Annotated in this window: 24 protein-coding genes, 1 pseudogene and 1 riboswitch; of the genes and pseudogenes, 15 read left to right on the forward strand and 10 right to left on the reverse strand. The window is 56.2% G+C overall.

Annotation, left to right across the window (positions count from 1 at the left end; translation table 11 throughout):
- The 3 genes from hutU to GTGU_RS17135 form a co-directional block, all read left to right on the forward strand.
- On the forward strand, positions 1-725 hold a 725-nt coding region (gene hutU, locus GTGU_RS17125; RefSeq protein ID WP_038159787.1), incomplete at its 5' end, for a urocanate hydratase.
- 2 nt (positions 726-727) lie between these two features.
- Positions 728-2,260 (forward strand): histidine ammonia-lyase, encoded by a 1,533-nt coding sequence (gene hutH / locus GTGU_RS17130; protein WP_038159789.1) that lies wholly within the window; start codon positions 728-730, stop codon positions 2,258-2,260.
- A gap of 98 nt (positions 2,261-2,358) precedes the next feature.
- A complete protein-coding gene (locus GTGU_RS17135) occupies positions 2,359-3,741 on the forward strand; it encodes an amino acid permease (protein WP_038159791.1) in 1,383 nt (460 codons plus the stop codon).
- A gap of 29 nt (positions 3,742-3,770) precedes the next feature.
- Here the strand turns inward: GTGU_RS17135 and GTGU_RS17140 are convergent, their stop codons facing one another.
- Both GTGU_RS17140 and bioA read right to left on the reverse strand, forming a co-directional pair.
- A complete protein-coding gene (locus GTGU_RS17140) occupies positions 3,771-4,247 on the reverse strand; it encodes a kinase inhibitor (protein ID WP_038159795.1) in 477 nt (158 codons plus the stop codon).
- Between the two features lie 38 nt (positions 4,248-4,285).
- Complete coding sequence (gene bioA, locus GTGU_RS17145) at positions 4,286-5,575, reverse strand: adenosylmethionine--8-amino-7-oxononanoate transaminase (RefSeq protein WP_038159798.1); 1,290 nt, start codon at positions 5,573-5,575, stop codon at positions 4,286-4,288.
- Positions 5,576-5,661: 86 nt separating this feature from the next.
- On the opposite strand from bioA, the gene bioB reads away from it, so the two are divergent.
- From bioB to uvrB, 5 genes are all read left to right on the forward strand, one after another.
- On the forward strand, positions 5,662-6,702 hold the full coding sequence (gene bioB / locus GTGU_RS17150) for a biotin synthase BioB (RefSeq protein WP_038159801.1): 1,041 nt from the start codon (positions 5,662-5,664) through the stop codon (positions 6,700-6,702).
- Positions 6,699-7,856 (forward strand): 8-amino-7-oxononanoate synthase, encoded by a 1,158-nt coding sequence (bioF, locus tag GTGU_RS17155; protein WP_038159804.1) that lies wholly within the window; start codon positions 6,699-6,701, stop codon positions 7,854-7,856. The genes bioB and bioF overlap by 4 nt, the downstream gene beginning before the upstream one ends.
- Positions 7,840-8,595: a malonyl-ACP O-methyltransferase BioC gene (bioC, locus tag GTGU_RS17160; RefSeq protein WP_038159807.1), complete on the forward strand. Its 756-nt coding sequence runs from the start codon at positions 7,840-7,842 to the stop codon at positions 8,593-8,595. Before bioF ends, bioC begins: the two co-directional genes overlap by 17 nt.
- On the forward strand, positions 8,588-9,304 hold the full coding sequence (gene bioD, locus GTGU_RS17165; protein WP_051857383.1) for a dethiobiotin synthase: 717 nt from the start codon (positions 8,588-8,590) through the stop codon (positions 9,302-9,304). Before bioC ends, bioD begins: the two co-directional genes overlap by 8 nt.
- A 536-nt stretch (positions 9,305-9,840) precedes the next feature.
- Positions 9,841-11,853, forward strand: a complete 2,013-nt coding sequence (gene uvrB / locus GTGU_RS17170; protein WP_038159810.1) for an excinuclease ABC subunit UvrB — start codon at positions 9,841-9,843, stop codon at positions 11,851-11,853.
- Positions 11,854-12,029: 176 nt separating this feature from the next.
- On the opposite strand, the gene pmrB is transcribed toward uvrB, so the two are convergent.
- The 4 genes from pmrB to yvcK all read right to left on the reverse strand — a co-directional run bounded on the left by pmrB (position 12,030) and on the right by yvcK (position 16,427).
- Positions 12,030-13,109, reverse strand: coding sequence for a two-component system sensor histidine kinase PmrB (pmrB, locus tag GTGU_RS17175; RefSeq protein ID WP_038159811.1), 1,080 nt, complete (start codon positions 13,107-13,109; stop codon positions 12,030-12,032).
- On the reverse strand, positions 13,109-13,780 hold the full coding sequence (gene pmrA / locus GTGU_RS17180; RefSeq protein WP_038159813.1) for a two-component system response regulator PmrA: 672 nt from the start codon (positions 13,778-13,780) through the stop codon (positions 13,109-13,111). The genes pmrB and pmrA overlap by 1 nt, the downstream gene beginning before the upstream one ends.
- On the reverse strand, positions 13,777-15,417 hold the full coding sequence (eptA, locus tag GTGU_RS17185) for a phosphoethanolamine transferase EptA (RefSeq protein ID WP_038159816.1): 1,641 nt from the start codon (positions 15,415-15,417) through the stop codon (positions 13,777-13,779). The genes pmrA and eptA overlap by 4 nt, the downstream gene beginning before the upstream one ends.
- A gap of 101 nt (positions 15,418-15,518) precedes the next feature.
- Positions 15,519-16,427, reverse strand: a complete 909-nt coding sequence (gene yvcK / locus GTGU_RS17190; protein ID WP_038159819.1) for a uridine diphosphate-N-acetylglucosamine-binding protein YvcK — start codon at positions 16,425-16,427, stop codon at positions 15,519-15,521.
- 225 nt (positions 16,428-16,652) lie between these two features.
- Positions 16,653-16,786: riboswitch (molybdenum cofactor riboswitch) on the forward strand.
- Here yvcK and moaA point away from each other — a divergent pair.
- The 6 genes from moaA (at position 16,774) to GTGU_RS17220 (ending at position 20,278) form a co-directional block, all read left to right on the forward strand.
- Complete coding sequence (gene moaA / locus GTGU_RS17195) at positions 16,774-17,763, forward strand: GTP 3',8-cyclase MoaA (protein WP_156964205.1); 990 nt, start codon at positions 16,774-16,776, stop codon at positions 17,761-17,763. (Overlaps the previous riboswitch by 13 nt.)
- 36 nt (positions 17,764-17,799) lie before the next feature.
- Positions 17,800-18,312 (forward strand): molybdenum cofactor biosynthesis protein B, encoded by a 513-nt coding sequence (gene moaB, locus GTGU_RS17200; RefSeq protein ID WP_038159821.1) that lies wholly within the window; start codon positions 17,800-17,802, stop codon positions 18,310-18,312.
- A 3-nt stretch (positions 18,313-18,315) separates the two neighbouring features.
- The gene (gene moaC, locus GTGU_RS17205; RefSeq protein ID WP_038159822.1) at positions 18,316-18,801 is read left to right on the forward strand and encodes a cyclic pyranopterin monophosphate synthase MoaC; all 486 of its coding nucleotides are present in this window, start codon (positions 18,316-18,318) and stop codon (positions 18,799-18,801) included.
- Positions 18,794-19,039 carry a molybdopterin synthase sulfur carrier subunit gene (gene moaD / locus GTGU_RS17210; protein WP_038159823.1) on the forward strand — a complete coding sequence of 82 codons (246 nt, stop codon included), beginning with the start codon at positions 18,794-18,796 and terminating at the stop codon, positions 19,037-19,039. Before moaC ends, moaD begins: the two co-directional genes overlap by 8 nt.
- 1 nt (position 19,040) lies before the next feature.
- On the forward strand, positions 19,041-19,493 hold the full coding sequence (gene moaE / locus GTGU_RS17215; RefSeq protein WP_038159824.1) for a molybdopterin synthase catalytic subunit MoaE: 453 nt from the start codon (positions 19,041-19,043) through the stop codon (positions 19,491-19,493).
- An 80-nt stretch (positions 19,494-19,573) separates the two neighbouring features.
- Positions 19,574-20,278, forward strand: a complete 705-nt coding sequence (locus GTGU_RS17220) for a Bax inhibitor-1/YccA family protein (RefSeq protein WP_038159825.1) — start codon at positions 19,574-19,576, stop codon at positions 20,276-20,278.
- A 34-nt stretch (positions 20,279-20,312) separates the two neighbouring features.
- Here GTGU_RS17220 and GTGU_RS17225 read toward each other — a convergent pair.
- The 3 genes and pseudogenes from GTGU_RS17225 to GTGU_RS17235 all read right to left on the reverse strand — a co-directional run bounded on the left by GTGU_RS17225 (position 20,313) and on the right by GTGU_RS17235 (position 23,275).
- A pseudogene (locus tag GTGU_RS17225) lies at positions 20,313-21,276 on the reverse strand (lysylphosphatidylglycerol synthase domain-containing protein).
- Positions 21,276-22,517 (reverse strand): cardiolipin synthase ClsB, encoded by a 1,242-nt coding sequence (gene clsB, locus GTGU_RS17230; protein ID WP_038159826.1) that lies wholly within the window; start codon positions 22,515-22,517, stop codon positions 21,276-21,278. The pseudogene GTGU_RS17225 and the gene clsB overlap by 1 nt, the downstream one beginning before the upstream one ends.
- Complete coding sequence (locus GTGU_RS17235) at positions 22,514-23,275, reverse strand: endonuclease/exonuclease/phosphatase family protein (RefSeq protein ID WP_038159827.1); 762 nt, start codon at positions 23,273-23,275, stop codon at positions 22,514-22,516. Before GTGU_RS17235 ends, clsB begins: the two co-directional genes overlap by 4 nt.
- Before the next feature lie 132 nt (positions 23,276-23,407).
- On the opposite strand from GTGU_RS17235, the gene GTGU_RS17240 reads away from it, so the two are divergent.
- The gene (locus GTGU_RS17240) at positions 23,408-23,821 is read left to right on the forward strand and encodes a YbhQ family protein (RefSeq protein WP_038159828.1); all 414 of its coding nucleotides are present in this window, start codon (positions 23,408-23,410) and stop codon (positions 23,819-23,821) included.
- On the opposite strand, the gene GTGU_RS17245 is transcribed toward GTGU_RS17240, so the two are convergent.
- The gene (locus GTGU_RS17245) at positions 23,783-24,889 is read right to left on the reverse strand and encodes an ABC transporter permease (protein WP_038159829.1); all 1,107 of its coding nucleotides are present in this window, start codon (positions 24,887-24,889) and stop codon (positions 23,783-23,785) included. The two genes, GTGU_RS17240 and GTGU_RS17245, sit on opposite strands and share 39 nt — an antisense overlap.
- Between the last annotated feature and the right edge of the window lie 7 nt (positions 24,890-24,896).

Raw genomic sequence — 24,896 nt, forward strand, 5'->3', positions numbered from 1 at the left:
ATTACGGCAACAACATCCGCCAGATGGCGAAAGAGATGGGCGTCGACAACGCGTTCGACTTCCCGGGCTTCGTTCCGGCCTATATTCGCCCGCTGTTCTGCCGTGGCATCGGTCCGTTCCGTTGGGTTGCGCTCTCCGGCGATCCGCAGGATATCTACAAAACCGATGCTAAAGTGAAAGAGATCATCAAAGATGACAAGCATCTGCATCACTGGCTGGATATGGCGCGCGAGCGCATCAGCTTCCAGGGTCTGCCAGCGCGTATCTGCTGGGTGGGGCTGGAGTGGCGTCAGAAGCTCGGTCTGGCGTTTAACGAAATGGTGCGCAGCGGTGAAGTCTCCGCGCCGATCGTTATCGGCCGTGACCATCTCGACTCTGGCTCTGTCGCCAGTCCAAACCGTGAAACTGAAGCAATGCGTGACGGCTCCGATGCGGTCTCTGACTGGCCGTTGCTGAACGCGCTGCTCAATACTGCCAGCGGTGCGACCTGGGTTTCACTGCACCATGGCGGCGGCGTGGGAATGGGCTTCTCCCAGCACTCCGGCATGGTCATCGTCTGTGACGGTACTGACGAAGCCGCCGCGCGCATCGCCCGTGTGCTGCACAACGATCCGGCGACTGGCGTTATGCGTCATGCCGATGCCGGGTACGATATCGCGATTGACTGCGCCGCAGAGCAGGGGCTCAATCTTCCTATGATCTCCGCAACGCAGGGGAATCGCTAATTATGAAAACATTAACGCTTATTCCCGGCCAGTTGACGCTGTCGCAACTGCGCGATATTTACAGCCAACCGCTGCAGCTGACGCTGGATGACGGCGCCTTCGCCGCTATCAACGAGAGTGTGGCTTGCGTCAACGCCATTATGGCGGAAGGACGCACGGCCTATGGCATTAATACGGGCTTTGGCCTGCTGGCGTCGACCCGTATCGCAAATGAAGACTTAGAAAATCTGCAACGCTCGCTGGTGCTGTCCCACGCGGCGGGCGTTGGCGAACCGCTGGATGACGCGATGGTGCGCCTTATCATGGTGCTGAAGATCAACAGCCTCGCGCGCGGTTTCTCCGGTATTCGCCTGCAGGTGATCCAGACGCTGGTGGCGATGGTGAACGCCGGCGTTTATCCGTGGATCCCGGCGAAGGGATCGGTCGGCGCGTCCGGCGACCTGGCCCCGCTGGCGCACATGTCGCTGACGTTGCTGGGTGAAGGCAAAGCGCGCTGGCAGGGCGAGTGGTTGCCCGCCGCGGAAGCGCTGAAGAAAGCCGGGCTGGCGCCGCTGACGCTGGCAGCCAAAGAGGGGCTGGCGCTACTCAACGGTACGCAAACGTCTACAGCGTTCGCCCTGCGCGGGTTGTTCGAAGCGGAAGATCTTTTCGCCTCGGCGGTGGTATGCGGCGCATTAACCACCGAAGCGGCGCTGGGCTCTCGTCGTCCGTTCGACGCCCGTATTCACGACGTGCGTGGGCAGCGCGGGCAAATTGATGCGGCGGCGCTGTATCGCCATGTACTGACTGACACCAGCGCGGTATCGCAGTCCCATGAAAATTGCAGCAAAGTGCAGGATCCGTACTCGCTGCGCTGTCAGCCGCAAGTGATGGGCGCGTGTCTGACCCAGTTGCGTTACGCCTCTGAGGTGTTACTGACCGAAGCCAACGCCGTTTCTGATAACCCGCTGGTGTTCGCGGCGGAAAACGATGTTATCTCCGGCGGTAACTTCCACGCCGAACCGGTGGCGATGGCGGCGGATAACATCGCGCTGGCGATTGCCGAAATCGGTTCGCTGTCGGAGCGCCGCATCGCGCTGTTGATGGACAGCCATATGTCGCAACTGCCGCCATTCCTGGTGAAAAACGGTGGGGTAAACTCCGGCTTTATGATTGCGCAGGTGACTGCCGCCGCGCTGGCGAGCGAGAACAAAGCGCTGGCGCATCCGCACAGCGTCGACAGTCTGCCAACTTCCGCCAACCAGGAAGACCACGTCTCCATGGCGCCTGCTGCCGGTCGTCGCTTATGGGAAATGGCTGCCAACACCCGCGGCGTGATCGCGGTGGAGTGGCTGTCAGCCTGCCAGGGGATGGATATGCGCGAAGGGCTGACCACCAGCCCGCTGCTGGAGCAGGCGCGCCATCTGCTGCGCGAACGCGTGTCGCACTATGACAAAGACCGCTATTTCGCACCAGACATCGATAGCGCCACAACGTTACTGGCAGAACGCCATCTGGCGAAACTGCTACCTCCAGTATTACCCAGTCAAATCTAATCTCTGTTGTTTCTGTACCCGTGTCAGGGGGCATTCCGCCTCCTGACCGCCCTACGCGCATTTTTGCTGTCACATAATAACGAGCAGGACAATCGCAAATGCAACAACAACATAAGCCTCATCTGCTGCGCGGGCTGAATGCCCGTCATATTCGCTTCATTGCTCTCGGTTCCGCCATCGGCACCGGGTTATTCTACGGATCTGCGGCGGCGATTCAGGCCGCCGGGCCTGCCGTGTTGCTGGCCTATCTTATCGGCGGCGCGGCAGTATTTATTGTCATGCGCGCCCTCGGTGAAATGGCGGTGCGCAATCCCATCTCCGGCTCATTCGGAAGCTATGCCCGGCATTATCTCGGGCCGCTGGCGGGGTTTATCACTGGCTGGACCTACACCTTTGAAATGGTCATCGTCTGTCTTGCCGACGTCACTGCTTTCGGCATTTACATGGGATTGTGGTACCCCGACGTGCCGCGCTGGATCTGGGTGATGAGTATCATCTGTTTTATTGGCGCTCTGAATCTCTGCCACGTAAGGATCTTCGGTGAAATGGAGTTCTGGTTGTCGCTGGTAAAAGTAGCGGCGATCATCGCCATGATTGCCGCAGGTGCCGGGATCATGTTTTTCGGCTTTGGTCATGCTTTCCCGGCGACCGGGTTGTCGAATCTCTGGTCGCATGGCGGTTTTGCGCCAAACGGCTGGGGCGGGGTGATCGCGTCGCTGGGGATCGTGATGTTTGCTTTCGGCGGAATTGAAATTATCGGTATTACCGCCGCCGAAGCGCAGGATCCACAAAAAGTGATCCCGCAGGCCATCAATACGATTCCTCTGCGTATTGTGCTGTTTTACATCTGTACGCTGATGATCCTGATGGCAATATTCCCGTGGAACAGCATCGGCCAGGCGGGGAGTCCCTTCGTCCTGATTTTCAGCGGGCTGGGCATTCCGGCGGCGGCGAATATTCTCAACGTTATCGTGATCAGCGCGGCTATCTCGGCGATTAACAGCAACATCTTCGGCGCAGGCCGCATGATGTACGGGATGGCGAAAGAAGGCCTGGCACCAAAAAGCTTTCTGCGTATCGCCAGCAATGGTGTGCCGTGGATGACTGTCGTGGTGATGGGGGGCGCGCTGCTGGTAGCTGTCGTGCTTAACTGGTTAATACCGGAGCAGATCTTCGTGCTGATCGCCTCGCTGGCGACCTTCGCCACTATCTGGGTGTGGCTGATGATCCTGCTGTCGCATTTCGCCATGCGTCGCAGCCTGACGCCGCAGGAGCGTGACGAAATCGCTTTCCCGCTGCCGTTCTGGCCGCTGGCGCCGCTACTGACGCTGCTGTTAATGGGACTGGTGATCGTGGTGCTCGGCTGGGTGGAAGAGACGCGGGTCGCGCTGATTGCCGGGCTGGTATGGCTTGCATTGCTGACGGTGATCTGGTTTACCCGTGCTAAAAAGCGAGCAGAAGCCGCGGTAACGGAATACTGAGAAAATCGCCCGGTCAACCGGGCGATTTTTTAACTGAACAGGGCGGTAATCGAGGCGCTGGCCAGACTGTGGAAGTGCACGTTAAAGCCGACCATCGCACCGCTGGCATCGGCATCGACGTCGATTTTATCCACATCGAGCGCATGAACAGTAAAAATGTAGCGGTGCGTTTCCCCTTTCGGTGGCGCGGCGCCGCCATAGCCGGCTTTACCGAAATCCGTCCGTGTCTGCAGCGCGCCTTCAGGTAAATCAGAAATACTGGAACCGGCGCCTTGCGGCAGAACGCGGGTATCGGCTGGCAGGTTTACGACTACCCAGTGCCACCAGCCGGAGCCGGTTGGCGCATCGGGATCATAACAGGTCACTACAAAGCTTTTGGTACCTGCCGGGACGTCGTCCCACGCCAGATGAGGGGAAATATTGTCACCGTTGTAGCCCATGCCGTTAAAGACCTGTCGGGCCGGCAACTTTTCACCGTCTTTGAGATCGTGACTGATAAGTTTCATTGATGCTCCTTATTAACCTACTAACGCCTCAGTGTAGATCACTGCGCAAACAGCGTGTTGTCGTTAATGGCGCTTCTGACGGCATCCGTCAGGCGAGTCAGCTGTTCCGGGCGAATAATGTACGGCGGCATCAGGTAGATCAGGCGGCCAAACGGACGGATCCACACACCCTGTTCGACAAAGAATTTTTGCAAACGCGCCATATTAACCGGCTGATGCGTTTCTACCACGCCGATGGCACCCAGCACGCGCACGTCAGCGACCCGTTCATTGCCCCGCACGGCCGCCAGCTCATGCTTAAGCTGTGTCTCAATGGCGGCCACCTGTGTTTGCCAGGTGCCATCGTCAAGAATTGCCAGGCTTTCGCTGGCGACGGCGCAGGCCAGTGGATTACCCATAAACGTCGGGCCGTGCATGAAACAACCGGCCTCGCCGTTGCTGATGGTATCCGCCACGTCACGGGTGGTCAGCGTTGCGGAAAGGGTCATCGTGCCGCCGGTCAGGGCTTTGCCGAGGCAGAGAATATCCGGGGCAATTTCAGCATGCTCACAGGCGAACAACTTACCGGTACGGCCAAATCCGGTGGCGATCTCATCGGCAATCAACAGGATCCCTTCACGATCACACATCTGACGGATACGCTTCAGCCATTGCGGATGGTACATGCGCATCCCGCCTGCGCCCTGCACGATGGGTTCGATAATGACCGCCGCGATTTCATGGCGGTGTGCCGCCATCTGACGGGCGAAGGCTACCATATCGCGCTCGTCCCACTCGCCGTCAAAACGGCTCTGCGGCGCGGGTGCGAACAGGTTTTCCGGCAGATATCCCTTCCACAGGCTGTGCATTGAGTTATCCGGGTCGCACACTGACATCGCGCCAAATGTATCGCCGTGATAACCATTGCGGAAGGTGAGAAAACGTTGACGCGGCTCGCCCTTCGCCTGCCAGTACTGCAGCGCCATTTTCATCGACACTTCAACTGCGACTGAGCCGGAATCGGCGAGGAATACGCATTCAAGTGCTTCCGGCGTCATCGCCACCAGACGTCGGCACAGCGCGACGGCGGAAGGGTGAGTAATGCCGCCGAACATCACATGCGACATCTGGTCGATCTGCGTTTTCATCGCCGCATTAAGGCGCGGATGGTTGTAACCATGAATCGCCGCCCACCACGACGACATACCATCCACCAGACGCTTGCCGTTAGCCAGCTCCAGCTCGCAGCCATAGGCGGAAACTACCGGGTACACCGGCAGCGGTTGGGTCATCGAAGTATAGGGGTGCCAGATGTGGCGCTGATCGAAGGCGAGATCGTCCATTGTCATAATCGACTTGTAAACCATTTTGAAAAGTTTTAGGTTTACAAGTTTACACCGAAGCAAAAATTAACAAAACCTTTTTGGAGACGCCTATGGCTCACCACGCACGCTGGACAATGTCGCAAGTCACTGAGTTATTTGAGAAGCCTTTTCTGGAGCTGCTGTTTGAAGCCCAACAGGTGCACCGTCAGCACTTCGACCCGCGCCAGGTTCAGGTCAGCACTCTGCTGTCAATTAAAACCGGGGCCTGCCCGGAAGACTGTAAATACTGCCCGCAGAGCGCCCGCTACAAAACCGGGCTGGAAGCCGAGCGTCTGATGGAAGTGGAACAGGTGCTGGAGTCGGCGCGAAAAGCGAAAAATGCCGGTTCGACCCGTTTCTGCATGGGTGCGGCATGGAAAAACCCGCATGAGCGCGATATGCCGTATCTCGAGCAAATGGTGCAGGGTGTGAAGGCGATGGGGCTGGAAGCCTGCATGACACTCGGTACGCTCACTGATGATCAGGCACAACGGCTGGCCTCCGCCGGACTGGATTACTACAACCACAATCTCGATACCTCGCCGGAATTTTACGGCAACATCATCACCACCCGCAGTTATCAGGAACGTCTCGACACGCTCGGCAAAGTGCGTGATGCCGGCATAAAAGTCTGTTCAGGCGGCATCGTCGGTCTGGGTGAAACCGAGAAAGACAGGGCGGGTCTGCTGCTGCAGCTGGCAAACCTGCCGGTGCCGCCGGAAAGTGTGCCGATCAACATGCTGGTGAAGGTGAAAGGTACCCCGCTGGCGGATAACGACGACGTTGACGCCTTTGATTTCATCCGCACCATCGCGGTGGCGCGCATCATGATGCCGACCTCACATGTGCGTCTGTCCGCGGGCCGCGAGCAGATGAACGAGCAGACCCAGGCGATGTGCTTTATGGCGGGTGCCAATTCCATTTTCTACGGTTGCAAACTATTGACCACGCCAAACCCGGAAGAGGATAAAGATCTGCAGTTGTTCCGTAAACTGGGGCTCAATCCGCAACAAACGGAAGTCACCGCTGGCGATAACGAACAGCAACAGCGACTGGAGCAGGCGCTGCGCTCGCCGGATACCGAACAGTACTATAACGCGGCAGCGGTATGAGCTGGCAGCAACGCATTAACGCCGCGCTGAACGAACGACGTGCGGCGGATGCCTTTCGCCGCCGTGTGGCCGTGGAACACGGCGCGGGACGCTGGTTGCAGCGCGACGGCGAGCGCTGGCTCAATTTTTCCAGCAATGACTATCTGGGGCTGAGCCAGCATCCGCAGGCGGTTGCCGCCTGGCAGGAGGGCGCGGCGCGCTATGGCGTCGGCAGCGGCGGCTCCGGGCATGTTAGCGGCTACACCGTCGCGCATCAACAACTGGAAGCGTCACTGGCTGAATGGCTTGGTTACCCACGCGCGTTGTTGTTTATTTCCGGATTCGCCGCCAATCAGGCGGTGATCGCCGCACTGGCCGGAAAAGACGATCGGCTGGTGGCTGACCGTCTCAGTCATGCCTCACTGCTGGAGGCTGCCAGCCTCAGCCCGGCGCAACTCCGGCGCTTTACTCACAACGATGTTTCCCACTTGCAACGGTTGCTGGCGACTGCGCCTGACGGGCAACAACTGGCGATTACTGAAGGCATTTTCAGCATGGATGGCGACGCCGCGCCGCTGGCGGCCATTCACGAGGCAACCCGGACGTCCGGCGCCTGGCTGATGGTCGACGACGCCCACGGCATCGGCGTGACTGGTGCGCAGGGGCGTGGCAGTTGCGATGCGCAAAACGTTCGTCCTGAACTGCTGGTGGTGACCTTTGGCAAAGCCTTTGGTCAGAGCGGCGCGGCGGTGTTGTGTAGCGACACAGTGGCGGATTATCTGCTGCAGTTTGCCCGCCATCTGATCTACAGCACCGCGATGCCCCCGGCGCAGGCAGTGGCGTTGCGTGCGGCGCTGGAGATCATCCGCAGCGACGACGGGCAGCAACGGCGGGAAACTCTCGCCAGTCATATCCGCGCGTTTCGGCGTGGTGCCCGGACACTGGGGCTGACGCTGACCGATTCACAGAGCGCGATACAGCCGCTCATTGTCGGCGAAAATGATCAGGCGCTGGCGTTAGCGCAGCGTCTGCGTGAGCAGGGCTGTTGGGTGACGGCGATCCGCCCGCCGACAGTGCCCGCCGGTACGGCGCGGTTGCGACTGACGTTAACCGCGGCGCATCAGGGGCAGGACATCGAACGGTTGCTGGAGGTGTTACATGGCGCCCGTCAATAAGCAGGCGGTTGCCGCCGCGTTTGGTCGCGCGGCATCGCACTATCAGCAGCATGATGAACTTCAGCGTCGGAGTGCACAGCGGCTACTGGCGGAACTCCCGGCGCGCACCTTTTCCCGTGTGCTGGATGCCGGCTGCGGGCCGGGTACGGTCAGTCGTTACTGGAAAAACAGCGGCAGCGAGGTCACCGCACTGGATCTGTCGTCGCAGATGCTCAGGCAGGCACGTCTGAATCAGGTGGCACATCATTACGTCGCAGCGGATATCGAAGCCCTGCCGCTGGCCGATGCGCAGTTTGATTTGGTCTGGAGCAATCTCGCTGTGCAGTGGTGCGATGATCTGAACGCCGCGCTGGATGAGTTGTACCGTGTGGTGCGCCCCGGCGGCGTGCTGGCGTTCACCACTCTGGCGGCAGGCTCGCTACCAGAGTTGAATCAGGCCTGGCAGGCAGTGGATGATCGACCGCATGCGAACCGTTTTCTCACCGGGGAGACGCTCTGTACGGCGCTATCCCGCTGGCAGAGTCACTCCCGGGTGGAATCCATTACGTTGTCCTTCCCCGACGCGCTGAGTGCGATGCGCTCGTTGAAGGGCATTGGCGCCACGCATCTGCATGAGGGGCGTTCGGCGCAATTATTAACCCGCGGTCGTCTCAGGGCGCTTCAACTGGCGTGGCCGCAGCAGGCGGGCGTCTGTCCGCTGACCTATCATCTTTTTTGGGGAGTTATTGAACGTGTCTGAACGTTATTTTGTCACCGGTACGGATACCGAAGTCGGGAAAACCGTCGCCAGTTGTGCACTGTTGCAGGCGGCGAATCGTTTGGGCCTGCGCACGGCAGGTTACAAGCCTGTGGCTTCCGGTAGTGATATTACTTCGGCAGGGCTGCGTAACAGCGACGCGCTGGCATTACAGCGCAACAGTGCTGTCTCCTTGCGCTATGAACAGGTGAATCCCTACACCTTTGAAGAGCCGACATCGCCACACATTGTTAGCGCGGATGAACAACGGCCGATATACGCGGAAACGCTCTCAGCGGGTCTGCGCGAGCTGGAAACGCTGGCTGACTGGGTACTGGTGGAAGGGGCGGGTGGCTGGTACACCCCCCTGTCGCCATCGCTCAGTTTTGCCGATTGGGTGGTCGCGGAGCGCCTGCCGGTGATCCTGGTGGTGGGCGTCAAACTGGGCTGTATCAACCACGCCTTACTGACCGCGCAGGCGGTGCAGCAGGCGGGATTGCGCCTGGCAGGCTGGGTGGCGAACGACGTGACGCCGCCGGGGCGACGTCATCAGGAATACATGGCGACGTTAACGCGAATGCTGCCAGCGCCGCTGCTGGGTGAAATTCCCTGGCTGGATAACGAGGTCGATTCTTACGAATTAGGAAAATATCTCGATCTCAGTCAATTCGATCAGGGAAAAGATCGGAATTGTGATAAGGATCGCGTCTGATATTGCCCCTCTCGTTAGCGAAAAAACATCAAAAAATAGCGATAAATAATTTTTCCCGCGGAGGTTTCGCGGGTGAGCGTTTTTCGCCATTAAGCCCTGGATATGGCCTGGGCGCAGTTATCCACTATTCCTGTGGATAACCTTGTGTATTAGAGTTAGAAAACCTGCGGCAAACGAGAAGCCACGCGGCTTACGCCTTAATTGCTGCGAAAGACGGCTTTTGAAGATTTGTCTTTTAAATTAGCAAGTTAGATAAAATCAATGGCTGTAAGAAAAGTGTCATGCCTTGCCATAAAAGTTTCATTACCTGACTTGACAAATGTTAAAAGAGAAAAAATTCTGGGGATAACCTCGGTTGTCTGGTGTTTTATATCGTTGCGGTGAAAATTAAGCGGCAACTCTCACACTTTAAGAGGGGAGTATCAGAGATACGATAATATGTTACTGTTTTTATATCCAGTATTTTTAGTTGGCAAAATGGGGCGTGGCGAGTAAAATTACTTTCCTGCCGTCCATTCCTTCACAGGTCGTCATTCATGAGTAAACCGTTCAAGCTGCATTCCGCTTTCCGTCCTTCAGGCGACCAGCCTGCGGCCATCGACAAACTGAAAGAGGGGCTGGAAGACGGCCTGGCTCATCAGACGCTGCTTGGCGTAACGGGCTCAGGTAAGACGTTTACCATTGCCAACGTGATTGCCGACCTCCAGCGCCCGACGATGGTGCTGGCGCCCAACAAAACACTGGCGGCGCAACTGTATGGCGAAATGAAGGAATTTTTCCCTGAGAACGCGGTGGAGTATTTCGTCTCTTACTACGATTACTATCAGCCGGAAGCCTACGTGCCCAGCTCGGACACCTTCATCGAGAAAGACGCGTCGGTGAACGAGCACATTGAACAGATGCGACTGTCGGCAACCAAAGCGCTGCTCGAGCGGCGTGACGTCATCGTGGTGGCGTCAGTGTCGGCGATTTACGGCCTCGGCGACCCTGATCTCTACCTGAAAATGATGCTGCACCTGACGGTCGGCATGATTGTTGATCAGCGTTCTATCCTCCGTCGCCTCGCCGAATTACAGTACACGCGTAATGACCAGGCTTTCCAGCGCGGCACCTTCCGCGTGCGTGGCGAGGTGATCGACGTGTTCCCGGCGGAATCCGACGACATTGCGCTGCGTATTGAATTGTTTGATGAAGAGGTCGAGCGCCTGTCGCTGTTCGACCCGTTAACCGGTCATATCGAATCGACCATTCAGCGTTACACCATCTATCCGAAAACGCACTACGTTACCCCTCGCGAGCGTATCGTGCAGGCGATGGAAGAGATCAAAGACGAACTGGCTGATCGCCGGAAAGTGCTGCTGGCGAACAATAAACTGCTTGAAGAGCAGCGTCTCACCCAGCGCACGCAGTTTGATCTGGAGATGATGAACGAGCTTGGCTACTGCTCCGGCATCGAAAACTACTCGCGCTTTCTCTCCGGGCGCGGGCCGGGTGAACCGCCGCCGACGCTGTTTGATTACCTGCCTGCCGACGGTCTGCTGGTGATTGACGAATCCCACGTTACCATCCCACAGATCGGTGGGATGTATCGCGGCGACCGCGCCCGTAAAGAGACACTGGTGGAATACGGGTTTCGCTTGCCGTCCGCGCTGGACAACCGACCGTTGAAGTTTGAAGAGTTCGAGGCGCTGGCACCGCAGTCGATCTACGTTTCCGCAACGCCGGGCAACTACGAGCTGGAGAAATCTGGCGGCGATGTGGTGGATCAAGTCGTGCGGCCGACAGGCCTGCTTGATCCGGTCATCGAAGTCCGGCCGGTGGCGACGCAGGTGGATGATCTGCTCTCTGAAATCCGCATCCGCGCCGCTATCAACGAGCGCGTACTGGTAACGACGCTGACCAAGCGCATGGCAGAAGATTTAACGGAATATCTGGAAGAGCACGGCGAACGCGTGCGCTATCTCCACTCAGACATCGACACGGTAGAGCGTATGGAGATCATCCGCGATTTGCGTCTAGGCGAGTTCGACGTGCTGGTGGGGATCAACCTGTTGCGAGAAGGGCTGGATATGCCGGAAGTGTCGCTGGTGGCTATTCTCGATGCCGACAAAGAAGGCTTCCTGCGTTCCGAACGCTCGCTGATCCAGACCATTGGTCGTGCGGCGCGTAACATCAATGGTAAAGCAATTCTGTACGGCGATAAGATCACGCCGTCTATGGCGAAAGCGATTGGCGAGACGGAACGACGTCGTGAGAAACAACAGCGTTACAACGACGAACATGGCATTGTGCCGCAAGGGCTCACCAAGAAAGTGGTGGATATTCTGGCGCTCGGTGCAGGCATCGCGAAAACCAAAGCCAAAGCTCGAGGTAAACTGCGCATCGTCGAGGAAGACAGCGTTGCCTTAACGCCGAAAGCGCTACAGCAGAAGATCCACGAGCTGGAAGCGCAGATGATGCAGCATGCGCAGAACCTCGAATTCGAAGAAGCGGCAGCCATCCGCGATCAGCTCCATCAACTGCGCGACCTGTTTATTGCGGCTTCATGATTTTTGGCAGATGAACGCCCGACCTTAATGTTTGCTTAATATTATCCGGCGACACTGTCCTCAGTTTAATGAGGATAGTGTCCATGCCAAAATTACAAATACGTGAATATCTCGCTGTGCTGGTCTCTTTGCTGCTGGTCACCGGTTTCGCTTACCATTGGGCCATCACTTACTGATCACCGCTGTAGCGCGTGGAATCTGACCCATGCGCGCGCGCCGGCTGCGGGTTTGCGGTTGTTGAGAAAGAATTTCGCATCGTGAAGTTGCGCGATGCGGGAGACAATACTCAACCCAAGCCCGATGCCGCCGTAACGGCTGTCCATTCGTACAAACGCTTTGCTGAGTTCACCGCTTTTTGCTTCATCAATCCCCGGGCCTTCATCTTCCACTGCCAGTACCGGGCCAGCATCGTATTCAACGCTGAGGGTGATGGTGGAGCCTTCCGGGCTGTAGCGATGGGCATTTTCCACCAGGTTACGCAGCAGGACGCGCAGCAGCGTGGCATCTCCCTGGACCGCCGCTTCCCGTGTTGAAGGGTTAATAACAAGCGTTTGCTGGCGCTGGGCGAGAATACGTTCCAGCTCAGGGCGTTCTGCCTCTACCACATCGTTATCCAGATCCACCTGCTGATAACTGCCTGCCGAAAAAGACTGGCCGACCCGCGCCAGTTGCAGGAGCTGGGCGATACTTTCTGTCATCTGATCAAGACGCTGTAATAACGGTGCCACCTGAATGGCATGAGATTTTGCCATCAGTTCCAGGTGCAGGCGCAACCCGGCGAGTGGCGTACGCAGCTCATGGGCGACGTCAGCGGTAAACAGCCGTTCGCGCTCCAGTGTCTGGGTCAGGCGCGAAACGAGATCGTTGATCGCTGACGTGACGGATTCCACTTCGCTGACATTATTGGCGATGCAAATCGGTTGCAGGTTATCCGGCGTGCGGGTTTCCAGCTCTTTTTGCAGATCAGCGAGTGGACGGGTGATGCGTTTTACCGCCTGCACGCAGATAAACAGCGCGAGTCCGATGATCAACAGACTGGGGATCAGCAGGCTGGCCACCGCCTCGCGCACTTCGTGCTGGATGTGTTTGCGATTGTTGTGGCCTTCAATGGCGCTTTGTACCAGTAACTGGATCTGCTCTTCGCTTTCATGCCAGAGCCAGAACACGCTGATGAGCTGGCACACCACCAGGATAATACCAATCGTCAGCAACAGTTTGCTGCGCATCGTCCATTTTTGCATTGTAAAAAGCGCCATTAATCCGCCCCGGGGCCGGTAACCAGCATATAGCCAAACCCTCTCACGGTGCGGATGCGGGATTTGCCCACTTTGTCGCGCAGATTGTGAATATGCACCTCCAGAGTGTTGGTGGCGGGTTCGTTGTCCCAGCTGTAGATGTCGTTGTAGAGAATTTCACGATGCACCGGGCTTCCGGCTTTCAGCATCAGGCGGGAAAGCAATGCGTACTCTTTTGGTGTCAACTCCAGCGCCACATCGCTTAACCAGACCTGGCGACGGGTAACGTTCAGACGCAGGTTATCCACCGTCACCTCGCTTTCACCCTGATTATGGTGACGGCGGAGCAGGGCGCGGATGCGCGCATTCAGTTCTTCAAGGGCGAAAGGTTTTACCAGATAGTCATCAGCACCGGTATCAAGACCGGTGATGCGATCACTGATCGTGTCACGCGCGGTGAGGATCAGCACCGGCTGGGTGAATTTTTCGCGTCTCAGCCGCGCCAGGAAATGCAGACCGTCTTCGTCCGGTAAGCCTAAATCGAGCACCACAAGGCTGTAATGACCATTGGCAATTGACAGCGCGGCGTCGTGGGCAGTAGACACACCATCGCAGGCGTAACCTTCGCTTTGTATTGCCAGAATCAGCCCCTGTAACAACAGCTCGTCGTCTTCAATGACTAATATTTTCATCGGCTTTCTCCTCTGCATGGCGCAAGAATATCGTCCGCTGCCTGATATTCCCGGGTGCTGACCCCAAGTATACCTAACATCGTCGGGAAGAGGTTATCCTGCGAATAGTGGCTGGTGGCAGCCCGCGTTTTCAGACACTGATAATTAATGCCGTAGCGCTGTTGATAATCATCCGACAGCCAGAGCAACATTGGCACATGTTTTTGTGTTTCCGGGGCGATGGAATACGGCAGACCGTGCAAATACACCCCATTTTCACCCAGTGATTCACCGTGGTCAGAGAGATAAACCAGGCTGGTAGTGAACCTGTCCTGTTTAGATTTCAGCAAAGTAATGGCTTTGTCGATAATATAATCGGCATACAGAATGGTATTGTCGTAGGTATTCACCAGCTGCTGCTGAGAGCAGGTCTGAATTTCGTTGGTATCACAGGTCGGCGTAAATTGACGGAACTGCGCCGGGTAACGGTTGTAATAGGTCGGGCCGTGGCTGCCAATGGTATGCAGAACAATAATGCCGTCGTGCTGCAGGTTATTTATGTAATTGTCGAGTTCATGAAACAGAACCTCGTCTTTACATTCACCCGCAATACATTGCCCCGGCAGATTCAGTTTTGTTATGTCCTGATGTGGTACGCGATCGCAGGCCCCTTTGCAGCCGCCGTCGTTTTCATTCCACAGCACCTGAATGCCCGCATGTTGCAGTACATCGAGCAACCCTTCCTGATGGTGTGCCAGCTCTTCGTCATATTTCGCCCGTGGCATATCCGAGAACATGCACGGCACTGAAACCGCTGTGGCGGTCCCGCAGGAGGCAGTTTGCGGGAAATAGATCACGTTATCGTTGGCTAAACGTGGATTGGTGTCGCGCGGATAACCACCGAGCGAGAAGTTTTCCGCGCGCGACGTTTCACCGACGATCAAAATGGTGAGATTTTTACGCGGCCCGTTTTGCATTACCGGGCGTTGTTTTGCATCTTCGCCAATGCGAACCAGCGGCAGGTTATCCAGCTTATTGTGTGCATACCAGGAATTCACCGCCGTAATACTGTTCGATGGATTTAAGGCTTTTACCAGTTCTTTATTATTGCGAAACAATGAGGCGTAATCTTTATAAAACAGTAGCGCCACGACGACTATCAACAGGGCAGAGACAGCGATGTTAATCAGACGGCGCAGAATACTGCTCCAGGCGGGTACGGCATTTTTGGTTTTTATCCACCAGGCGAGGAGTATCACCAGAACGCCGGAAAGCAGCAGCGTCACCACCATTTTCGTTGACAACAACGCGTAACTTTCAGCGGGGGTGGTATCAAAAATATTGGTGATCATCGAGCGGTCAATGATCACTCCAAACGTCAGAATGAAATATTGCGCAGCGGCGCTGACCAGCACAAACAACGTAATGAACAGACGCTCAAGAAATAAAAACGAGGCCAGCGTCAGAACAATATTGATTACGCAAAATGCCACCACCGGCATGGTTAAGAACACCAGCCCGTTATGCAGATTATCTACTGGCAGTTCCGTAAAGGCCTGCTGGTAAAACGCAATGTTAAGAAACAGCGCAATGTAGAGCGCGAACAACATAATAAAGGTAAGCCGCCCAAGCATCGGGCGCCGTGACAGTAAGCGCATGACGAGATCCTGCTGATAACGATACTCGTCATGGTGACAGCGGTTTTTTAAGACAACCTTAAGACCTTAATAAATCCTTCATTCATTTGTCACGCGGATGATTAACCCAGCGCCTGGACCGCTTTTTCCAGCGCCAGGTGCAACAGGTGGCGATCATGGCGATAAGGGATGTCGCTGGCTTCGAGGGTATCTTTGATAACAATGCGATCGGTGATGGCTGAAGCATCAACCTTCGGGCCGACCACCAGCGCGTCGATCACTTTACGGCCAACGTAGTGCTCCATCAGTTCAAGCTTGTCGGTCAGTGTCAGACTGGCAGCGGCAACGCTCAACTCGCGGCCGAGATTACCGATATACACCATCGGCGCAGGGGTACGGCGTAGCGCCTGCGCCAGCTCTCCCACTAATAAAATCGGCATCAGGCTGGTATAAAAACTGCCCGGGCCGATGAGGATCAGGTCAGCTTCTGCAATGGCCTGCACCGCTTCGCGGGTCGCGGGGACATTCGGGTAGAGCATCAGTTCTTTCGGCGGCGTTTTCAGTTGGTCAATATTCACTTCGCCGTAGATTTCATGGCCTTCGTCGTCGAGCGCCATCAGATCGACGGGGGTTTCCGACATCGGGATCAGCGACGCCTCTACCTTGAGGAGGTTTCTGATTAAATTGATCGCTTCCAAAGGCCGGACGCTCAGGTGATCCAGCGCCTTTAACATCAGATTTCCGAGGTTATGGCCGGAAAGTTCACCATTACCGCCAAAACGATACTCAAACATCGCTGAAGCGACGCTCGGTTCGGTGATCAACTGGTTCAGACAGTTGCGCATGTCGCCCCATGCAATGCCGCCTTCGGAACGACGGATACGTCCGGTCGAGCCGCCGTTGTCCGTGGTGGTGACAATTCCCGTTAAACGGGAGCCTAATGATGAGAGAGAGGACATTACGCGCCCGAGCCCATGGCCTCCGCCCAGTGCGACAACACGATCAAGATCCGCCAAAGTGCGAGTACGCATACCCATTCCTTCCGTCAGTGAGTGCCATAAAATACCTGATCTACCTCTAAAAGACGATATTTCGCCCGGGCTAAAATGATGCATGTCAATGCAAAAGGGGGTTTTTTACGTATTCTGTAGTAAAAATGCACGATCATGTCGCTATGTATATAGTTATATAGCGAAAGCGCATCTGGTGAATGTGGTTCTGACGCGCTACTATCGGCATACCAGTCTTAGCATAACGCTAAGAAAAAACACTCTAGCCTTTGTGCCTACGTCCCCCGGATATGGCGCTCTGGCCGTGGCGAAAGCCACCAGGGTACAGGAAGAAATGACTGTGCCTCCCGTATTTGGAAAGGTGTATATGGCCACACAACTGACTGATGCTTTTGCACGCAAGTTTTATTACTTGCGCCTGTCGATCACTGACGTGTGCAACTTCCGTTGTACCTACTGTCTGCCGGATGGCTACAAGCCCAGCGGTATCAACAATAATGGCTTTTTGACCGTCGATGAAGTGCGACGGGTGACCCGCGCGTTCTCTGCGCTCGGCACGGAAAAAGTGCGTCTTACGGGCGGTGAACCCTCGTTGCGTCGTGATTTTACTGACATTATAGCGGCCGTTCGCGAAAACCAGGATATCCGCCAGATTGCGGTGACCACCAACGGTTACCGTCTGGCGCGGGATGCCGCATCCTGGCGCGACGCCGGCCTGACGGCGGTGAATGTCAGCGTCGACAGCCTCGACGCGCGTCAGTTTCATGCCATCACCGGGCAGGATAAATTCCAGCAGGTAATGGACGGCATTGATGCCGCTTTTGCCGCAGGCTTTGAAAAAGTGAAGGTTAACACCGTACTGATGCGCGATGTGAACCATCATCAGCTCGATACTTTTCTGGCGTGGATCAAACCACGCCGCATCCAGCTACGCTTTATCGAGTTAATGGAAACCGGCGAGGGCAGCGACCTGTTCCGCAAGCACCATATTTCCGGCATGGTATTGCGTGATGAACTGCTCAGACGCGGCTGGATCCACCAGCTCAGACACCACAGCGACGGCCCGGCACAGGTCTTTTGCCACCCCGATTACGACGGTGAAATCGGCCTCATCATGCCGTACGAGAAAGATTTCTGCGCCAGCTGCAACCGGCTGCGCGTCTCGTCTGTCGGCAAGCTGCATTTATGCCTGTTTGGCGATGGCGGCGTTGATCTTCGCGATTTACTGGCGTCAGATGCTCAGCAGCAGGCGCTGGAAACCCGCATTGCCGCCGCGCTGGCACATAAAAAGCAAACCCATTTCCTGCATCAGGGCAACACCGGCATTACCCAGAATCTGTCTTACATTGGCGGATAAACGCGGGTAATCGTTATCAGACATAGGGAGACTATGATGAGCCAGGTCAGCGCAGAATTTATTCCGACGCGTATTGCCATTCTTACGGTATCTAATCGTCGTGGCGAAGAGGACGACACTTCCGGTCATTACCTGCGCGATGAGGCGCACGAGGCCGGGCACAAGATTGTCGACAAGGCGATCGTGAAAGAAAACCGCTATGCCATTCGCGCCCAGGTATCGCACTGGATCGCCAGCGATGACGTGCAGGTGGTGCTGATCACCGGCGGCACCGGGCTGACAGAAGGCGATCAGGTGCCGGAAGCGCTGCTGCCGCTGTTTGACCGCGAAATCGAAGGTTTTGGCGAAGTATTTCGCATGCTGTCATTTGAAGAGATCGGCACGGCCACGCTGCAGTCCCGGGCGGTTGCGGGTATCGCCAATAATACCCTGATTTTTGCGATGCCAGGTTCGACCAAAGCCTGCCGCACGGCCTGGGAAAACATTATTGCACCACAACTGGATGCGCGGACGCGTCCTTGTAATTTTCATCCTCATTTAAAGAAATAGAATATGTCGCAACTGACCCATATCAACGCCGCCGGTGAAGCGCACATGGTGGATGTCTCCGCCAAAGCGGAAACCGTGCGCGAAGCACGCGCGGAAGCGTTTGTCACCATGTTGCCGGAAACGCTGTCGATGATTATCGACGGCAGCCACCACAAGGGCGACGTGTTTGCGACCGCGCGTATTGCCGGTATTCAGGCGGCGAAGCGCACGTGGGATCTTATCCCGCTATGCCACCCGCTGATGCTCAGCAAAGTGGAAGTGAATTTGCTGGCGCAGCCCGAGCACAACCGCGTACGCATTGAGTCGCTGTGCCGTCTGACCGGTAAAACCGGCGTGGAGATGGAAGCGTTAACGGCAGCCTCTGTCGCGGCGCTGACTATCTACGACATGTGCAAAGCGGTGCAAAAAGATATGGTAATTGGTCCGGTTCGCCTGCTGGCGAAAAGCGGCGGCAAATCCGGTGATTTCAGGGTGGATACTGATGATTAAAGTCTTATTTTTTGCGCAGGTGCGTGAACTGGTAGGCACCGACAGCCTGTCAATTGACGCCGACTTTCCGGCGGTGGAAGCCGTCCGTCAGCATCTGGCATCGCGCGGCGATCGTTGGGCGTTGGCGCTGGAAGAGGGCAAACTGCTGGCGGCGGTGAATCAGACGCTGGTCGGGTTTGACCATCCGGTCGCGGCCGGTGATGAAGTGGCATTTTTCCCACCGGTCACCGGAGGCTGAGATGAGCGAAACGCGTATTCGCGTCGAGCCCGCGCGCTTTAACGTGGGCGATGAGTATTCCTGGCTGGCGGAACGTGATGAAGACGGCGCCGTGGTGACTTTTACCGGAAAGGTGCGCAATCACAATCTGGGGGACAGCGTGAAAGCGTTGACACTGGAGCACTATCCCGGCATGACCGAGAAATCCCTCGCGGAGATCGTCGATGAAGCACGTCACCGCTGGCCGCTGGGTCGTGTGACGGTGATCCACCGCATTGGTGAAATGTGGCCCGGTGAAGAAATCGTCTTTGTTGGCGTGACCAGCGCCCACCGTAGTAGCGCGTTCGCGGCTGGCGAGTTCATCATGGATTACCTGAAAACCCGCGCGCCGTTCTGGAAGCGGGAAGCCACGCCGGAAGGGGATCGCTGGGTGGAATCGCGTGACAGCGACAAACAGGCTGCGGAACGCTGGTAAGTCTGTTGCGGGACACTCGCGGCCTGTGCAGGATGTGTTAGTCTTACCATCACACACTATCAATTTCTGAGGTTAGTATCATGGATCGATTCCCACGTTCGGATTCCATCGTACAGGCGCGTTCCGGCCTGCAGACGTACATGGCGCAGGTGTATGGCTGGATGACCTGCGGCCTGTTGCTGACGGCGTTTATCGCCTGGTATGCCGCCAACACCCCGGCGGTCATGATGTTCGTCTTCTCCAGCAAAATTACCTTCTTTGGGCTGATTATCGTGCAGCTGGGGCTGGTGATTGCGCTTTCCGCCATGGTGCAGCGCCTGAGCGCAGGCATGGCGACGACGCTCTTTATGCTCTATTCGGCGCTCACCGGGCTGACGATGTCGAGTATTTTTGTGGTTTACACTTACTCCTCCATCGCCAGCACCTTTGTGGTCACCGGCGGCATGTTCGGCGTGATGAGCCTCTACGGCTACACCACCAGACGTGATCTCAGCGGTTTCGGCAATATGCTGTTTATGGCGCTGATTGGCATCATTCTGGCGTCACTGGTGAACTTCTGGCTGAAGAGTGAAGCGCTGATGTGGGCGGTAACCTACATCGGGGTGATCGTATTTGTTGGACTGACGGCGTATGACACCCAGAAGCTGAAAAACATCGGTGAGCAGATTGATATCCGCGACAGCAGCAACCTGCGCAAGTACGCCATTCTTGGTGCGCTGACGCTGTATCTTGACTTCATCAACCTGTTCCTGATGCTGCTGCGTATTTTCGGCAATCGCCGCTAATGTCTGTTTCCCTCTCCCGCACGGGAGGGGGAAATCACTTCGCCAGCGCCTTCTCATTTTTCGCCCGCAGTTTCTTCGCCCGACTCTCCAGCCACAAATAACAGATCAGCGCCAGCAACAACGGAATAAAGTAATACAGCACGCGGTAAGCGAGCAGGGCGGCAATAATCGTGCCCTGTGAGGTATGTTCGCCTGCCAGCAATGCCATAAACACGGCTTCCAGCACGCCGATCCCGGCCGGAATATGGACAATAACCCCTGCAATACTGCTGACCAGTAGCACGCCTAACACGAAAAAGTAATCGACTGACTGACCAAGAAGGATCCAGATAATCGCGCCCATTACCATCCAGTTGGCGCTGGAAATCGCCATTTGTAATAGCGCAAAGCGCCATTTCGGCAGCACCAGTTTTTGCTTTTTGATGGTCAGACTGCGGCGACGGGCGAAAGCGCAGGCCGAGAGATAAATGACGATAATGACCAGCAGCACAATGCCGAGGATGCGCAGAGTCTGCTCGTCGATATACCAGTGATCAGGAAGCTGTACTACCGCCGAAGGTGAAAATGATCCCGCCGAGCAGGATATAGCCGAGCCAGTTGGTGGTAATGCTGAGTGAGAAGATGCGGGTGATGGTCGCGCCCGGCAGGCCAAGCCGGGCATAAAGCCGGTAACGCATGCCAATGCCGCCAACCCAGGTGCTGAGCGTCAGGTTAAAGGCGTAGCAGATGAACGACACCAGCATCACCTGGCGTTTCGCGAGCTTATGTCCACAGTAGGCGCGCCCCAGTAAGTCGTAGCAGCCATAGAGCAGATAACTGACAATAACCAGGCCAATGGCGCTGAAAAACGCGGTGCGGTTGTAATTACGCACCACATTCCATACGTCTCCCCAGTCCACTTTTTGGGCATACACCACCAACAACACCGCCACCGCGATGAAAAACAGCCAGGTGAGGATTTTTTTCGCCTGTCGCCAGCGCGGATGTGAATGGCTCATCAGGATTTTACCTCCTGATTTTCGGCATCAATTCGATCCTGCGTTTCCATCTCAGGTTGTACTGGCGGCTCCACCTGCGCCAGATGTGGCGTATGCGCCGGTAACCAGCCGACCCAGGCCGGGAAATGGCGCAGGAAGTGGAAGGCGACGACGCTTTTCCCGAGGTTCCACCAGGTGCGTTTGGGTAGCATCGATTCATCAACCCGGCGACAGTCCTGGCGCAGAATGGTCATTAAGTTATCGCGCAGGGTCTGATTAAACTGCCGATCGTGGATGATCAGATTGGCTTCGAGGTTAAGCGACAGGCTGAGCGGATCAAGATTGCTTGAGCCGACCGTCGCCCAGTGATCGTCCATCAGTGCGACCTTACCGTGCAGCGGACGGCGGCGATACTCATAAACCTGCACACCGCCTTTTACCAGATAGTTATACAGCAACCGTGCACCAACCTTGACGATAGGCATATCCGGCTCGCCCTGCACAATGAGCTTTACGCTGACGCCGCGCCGTGCCGCATTGCGCATGGCGTGCAACAGGCGGTAACCAGGGAAGAAATAGGCGTTAGCAATAATCACTTCGCGGCGCGCGTTGGCCAGCATTTTCAGGTAGTGGCGTTCGATATCGTCACGATGCTCGCCGTTGTCGCGCCAGACGAACAGCGCCTGCGCCTCGCCAGGCGTGCGGTTTTCTTCCGCACGGGTGCGGCGTTTCCACCAGCGGCGCAGTGTTTCGTTGCCCGGCAGGTTTTCCAGTTCAAACTGTACAATGTCAAGCACCACTGGTCCTTCCACCCGCACGGCGTAATCCTGTTTCGCCTCCGGACCGTAGTCGGTCATGTGTTCTGCAGAGTAGTTGATGCCGCCAATAAACGCGACGGTGGTGTCGATGACCACAATCTTGCGGTGCATGCGGCGGAACAGGTTGGTGCGCATGCCGAACAATCGTGGACGCGGATCGTAATAACGGAAAATGACGCCTGCAGAAGTCAGCGTTTCAACGAAATCATCGCTGAGATCCGGCGAACCGTAGCCATCGAGTAGCACTTCGACCTGAATGCCGCGTTGTGCGGCGCGCAACAGAACGCTGTGCAGTTGTTTACCCACCTCGTCTTCAAACCAGATAAAGGTTTCGAGGATGACTTTGCTTTCCGCCTGATCGATAGCGTGAAACAGGGCGGGGTAATAGTTATCACCATTTTCCAGCAGCTCGATACGGTTGCCGTCGCGCCAACTACATTTCATAGATGGATCTCCGCACTGAGGGGGGCATGATCGGACAGATGTCGCCAGTTGCTGAGCGCCAGCGCCGTGGGGCTGGAGGCGCTGGCGTTTTTCACGTAAATACGGTCGAGGCGGAGCAGAGGAAAACGAACAGGGAAGGTTCGCGCCGGGCGCCCGGTGGCGCGGGTAAAAATCTCTTCCAGCCCCGCCTGGACTTTCAACGGATGATTCGCCCGCTGCCGCCAGTCGTTGAAATCACCCGCCACCACCACAGGATGGCCTTCCGGCAACTTATTGACGTAATCCGAAAGCAGAGAAAGCTGCTGCTGGCGATGGATCTCTTTCAGGCCAAGGTGCACGCACAAAATATGGATAGGGTGATCAAGGTCGGGTGGCGCTATCTGGCAATGCAAAACGCCGCGCTTTTCGCTTTCGCCGACTGAGATATCCAGATTTTCATACCGGGATATGGGGTAGCGTGACAGTACGGCGTTACCATGGTGACCTTCCGGGTAGACGGCGTTGCGACCGTAGGCAAAGTCGCTCCACATGGTGTCGGCGAGGAATTCATAGTGGCTGGTGTCAGGCCAGTTCTCCACATGCAGCGGGTGCACCTCATGCGCGCCGAGCACCTCCTGCAGGCAGACGATATCCGCGCTGACGGTGCGCACCGCGTCTCTTAGCTCAGGCAAAATGAAGCGGCGGTTTAACGCCGTAAAGCCTTTATGTGTGTTAATCGTGAGCACTTTTATTGAAAATTGTTGTGTTTGTTGCGTCATGATTCTCCCGTCAACGTCACTTTCCTGATTGAAATAGTGTAGTCGGCGTCACAAAAAGATGCGGTGTAACGGAATTTTCCGTAAAGTGCGGTACTCTGAATAATCCGTTGAAAATATTCCAGGAGAGAAGCCATGAAGTGGCAACAACGCGTTCGTGTCACAACTGGCCTCAGTTGCTGGCAGATAATGTTGCATTTGCTGGTTGTGGCGGTACTGGTCATGGGATGGACAAGCGGCGCGCTGGTTCGTGTCGGTTTAGGCCTGTGCGTGTTGTACGGCGTGACGGTGGTGATGATGCTCTTTTTGCAGCGTCACCAGGAAGAACGCTGGCGTAATGTGGGTGATGTGCTCGAAGAGCTCACCACCACCTGGTACTTTGGTGCGGCGATGATTGCGCTGTGGCTGCTGTCACGTGTGCTGCACAATAACCTGCTGTTAGCGATGGCAGGTGCCGTTATCCTTGCTGGCCCTGCCGTGGTGTCATTACTGGCGAAAGAGAAGACTTCGCTAGAGGATCTTCCGCCGAAACATCGCGTACGCCACTGAGCCCGTCGTGGCTGCTATCACCAGTAGCGGCCACAAACTTCCCCAGACAATTTCCAGACTCGCATCTTTCAGGTAGATCTGCTTGGTGATATCCGTAAAGTGGCGGATGGGGTTTATCCACGTCAGATCCTGCAGCCAGACCGGCATATTCTCCACCGGCGATACATATCCCGACAGCAAAATGGCCGGCATCATAAAGACGAACACACCGATAAACGCCTGTTGCTGGGTTGAGCAAAGTGATGAGATCAGCAGGCCAAACCCCACCAGCGACAACCCGTAAATCACCATTGTGAAATAAAACAGCAGCAGCGATCCGGCGAACGGGATCTGATAGGCCCAGATACCCACTGCCAGCACAATGCTTGCCTGAAACGTGGCGACAATCAGCGCCGGAACCGCTTTACCGACGAAGATCTGCCAGGTGGAGAGCGGCGACACCAGCAACTGATCCAGCGTTCCTTGCTCACGCTCGCGCGCCACCGACAGCGACGTCACTATCATCACCCCGATGGTGGTGATCATGGCGATCAATGACGGCACTACGAACCATTTATAGTCAAGATTCGGGTTATACCAGTTGCGCACCACCAGTTCGCTGTTGTTCGGTTTCGCTTTGCCCTCCATGAGCTCCTGCTGATATTCCTTCACAATTTGTTGCAGATAATTAGCGGCTATCTGCGCACTGTTGGAGTTACGCCCGTCGAGGATGAGCTGCATTGGTGCGGGCTGGAAGGTATCGAGATTGCGCGAAAAATCAGCCGGGAAACGCACCAGTAACAGGGCGCGCTGGGTGTCGATAGTCGGCTGGATCTCCTGCGGACTTTTCAACAACAGAACATGCGTAAAGGCTTTCGCGCGGGCGAAACGCTGGGTCAGTTCGATGGCGTGCTTGCCGTTGTCTTCGTTATAGATGGCAATGGTGGCGTTGGTCACTTCCAGCGTCGCCGCGAAGGGGAACAGCAATACCTGAATCAACACCGGAAAAATCAGAATCGCCCGGGTCTGCGGCTCGCGCAGCAGAGATTGCAGCTCTTTACGAATTAACGTCCATAAACGATGTAACATCTCGTCG

This window comes from Trabulsiella guamensis ATCC 49490, from assembly GCF_000734965.1.
Lineage (GTDB): Bacteria > Pseudomonadota > Gammaproteobacteria > Enterobacterales > Enterobacteriaceae > Trabulsiella > Trabulsiella guamensis.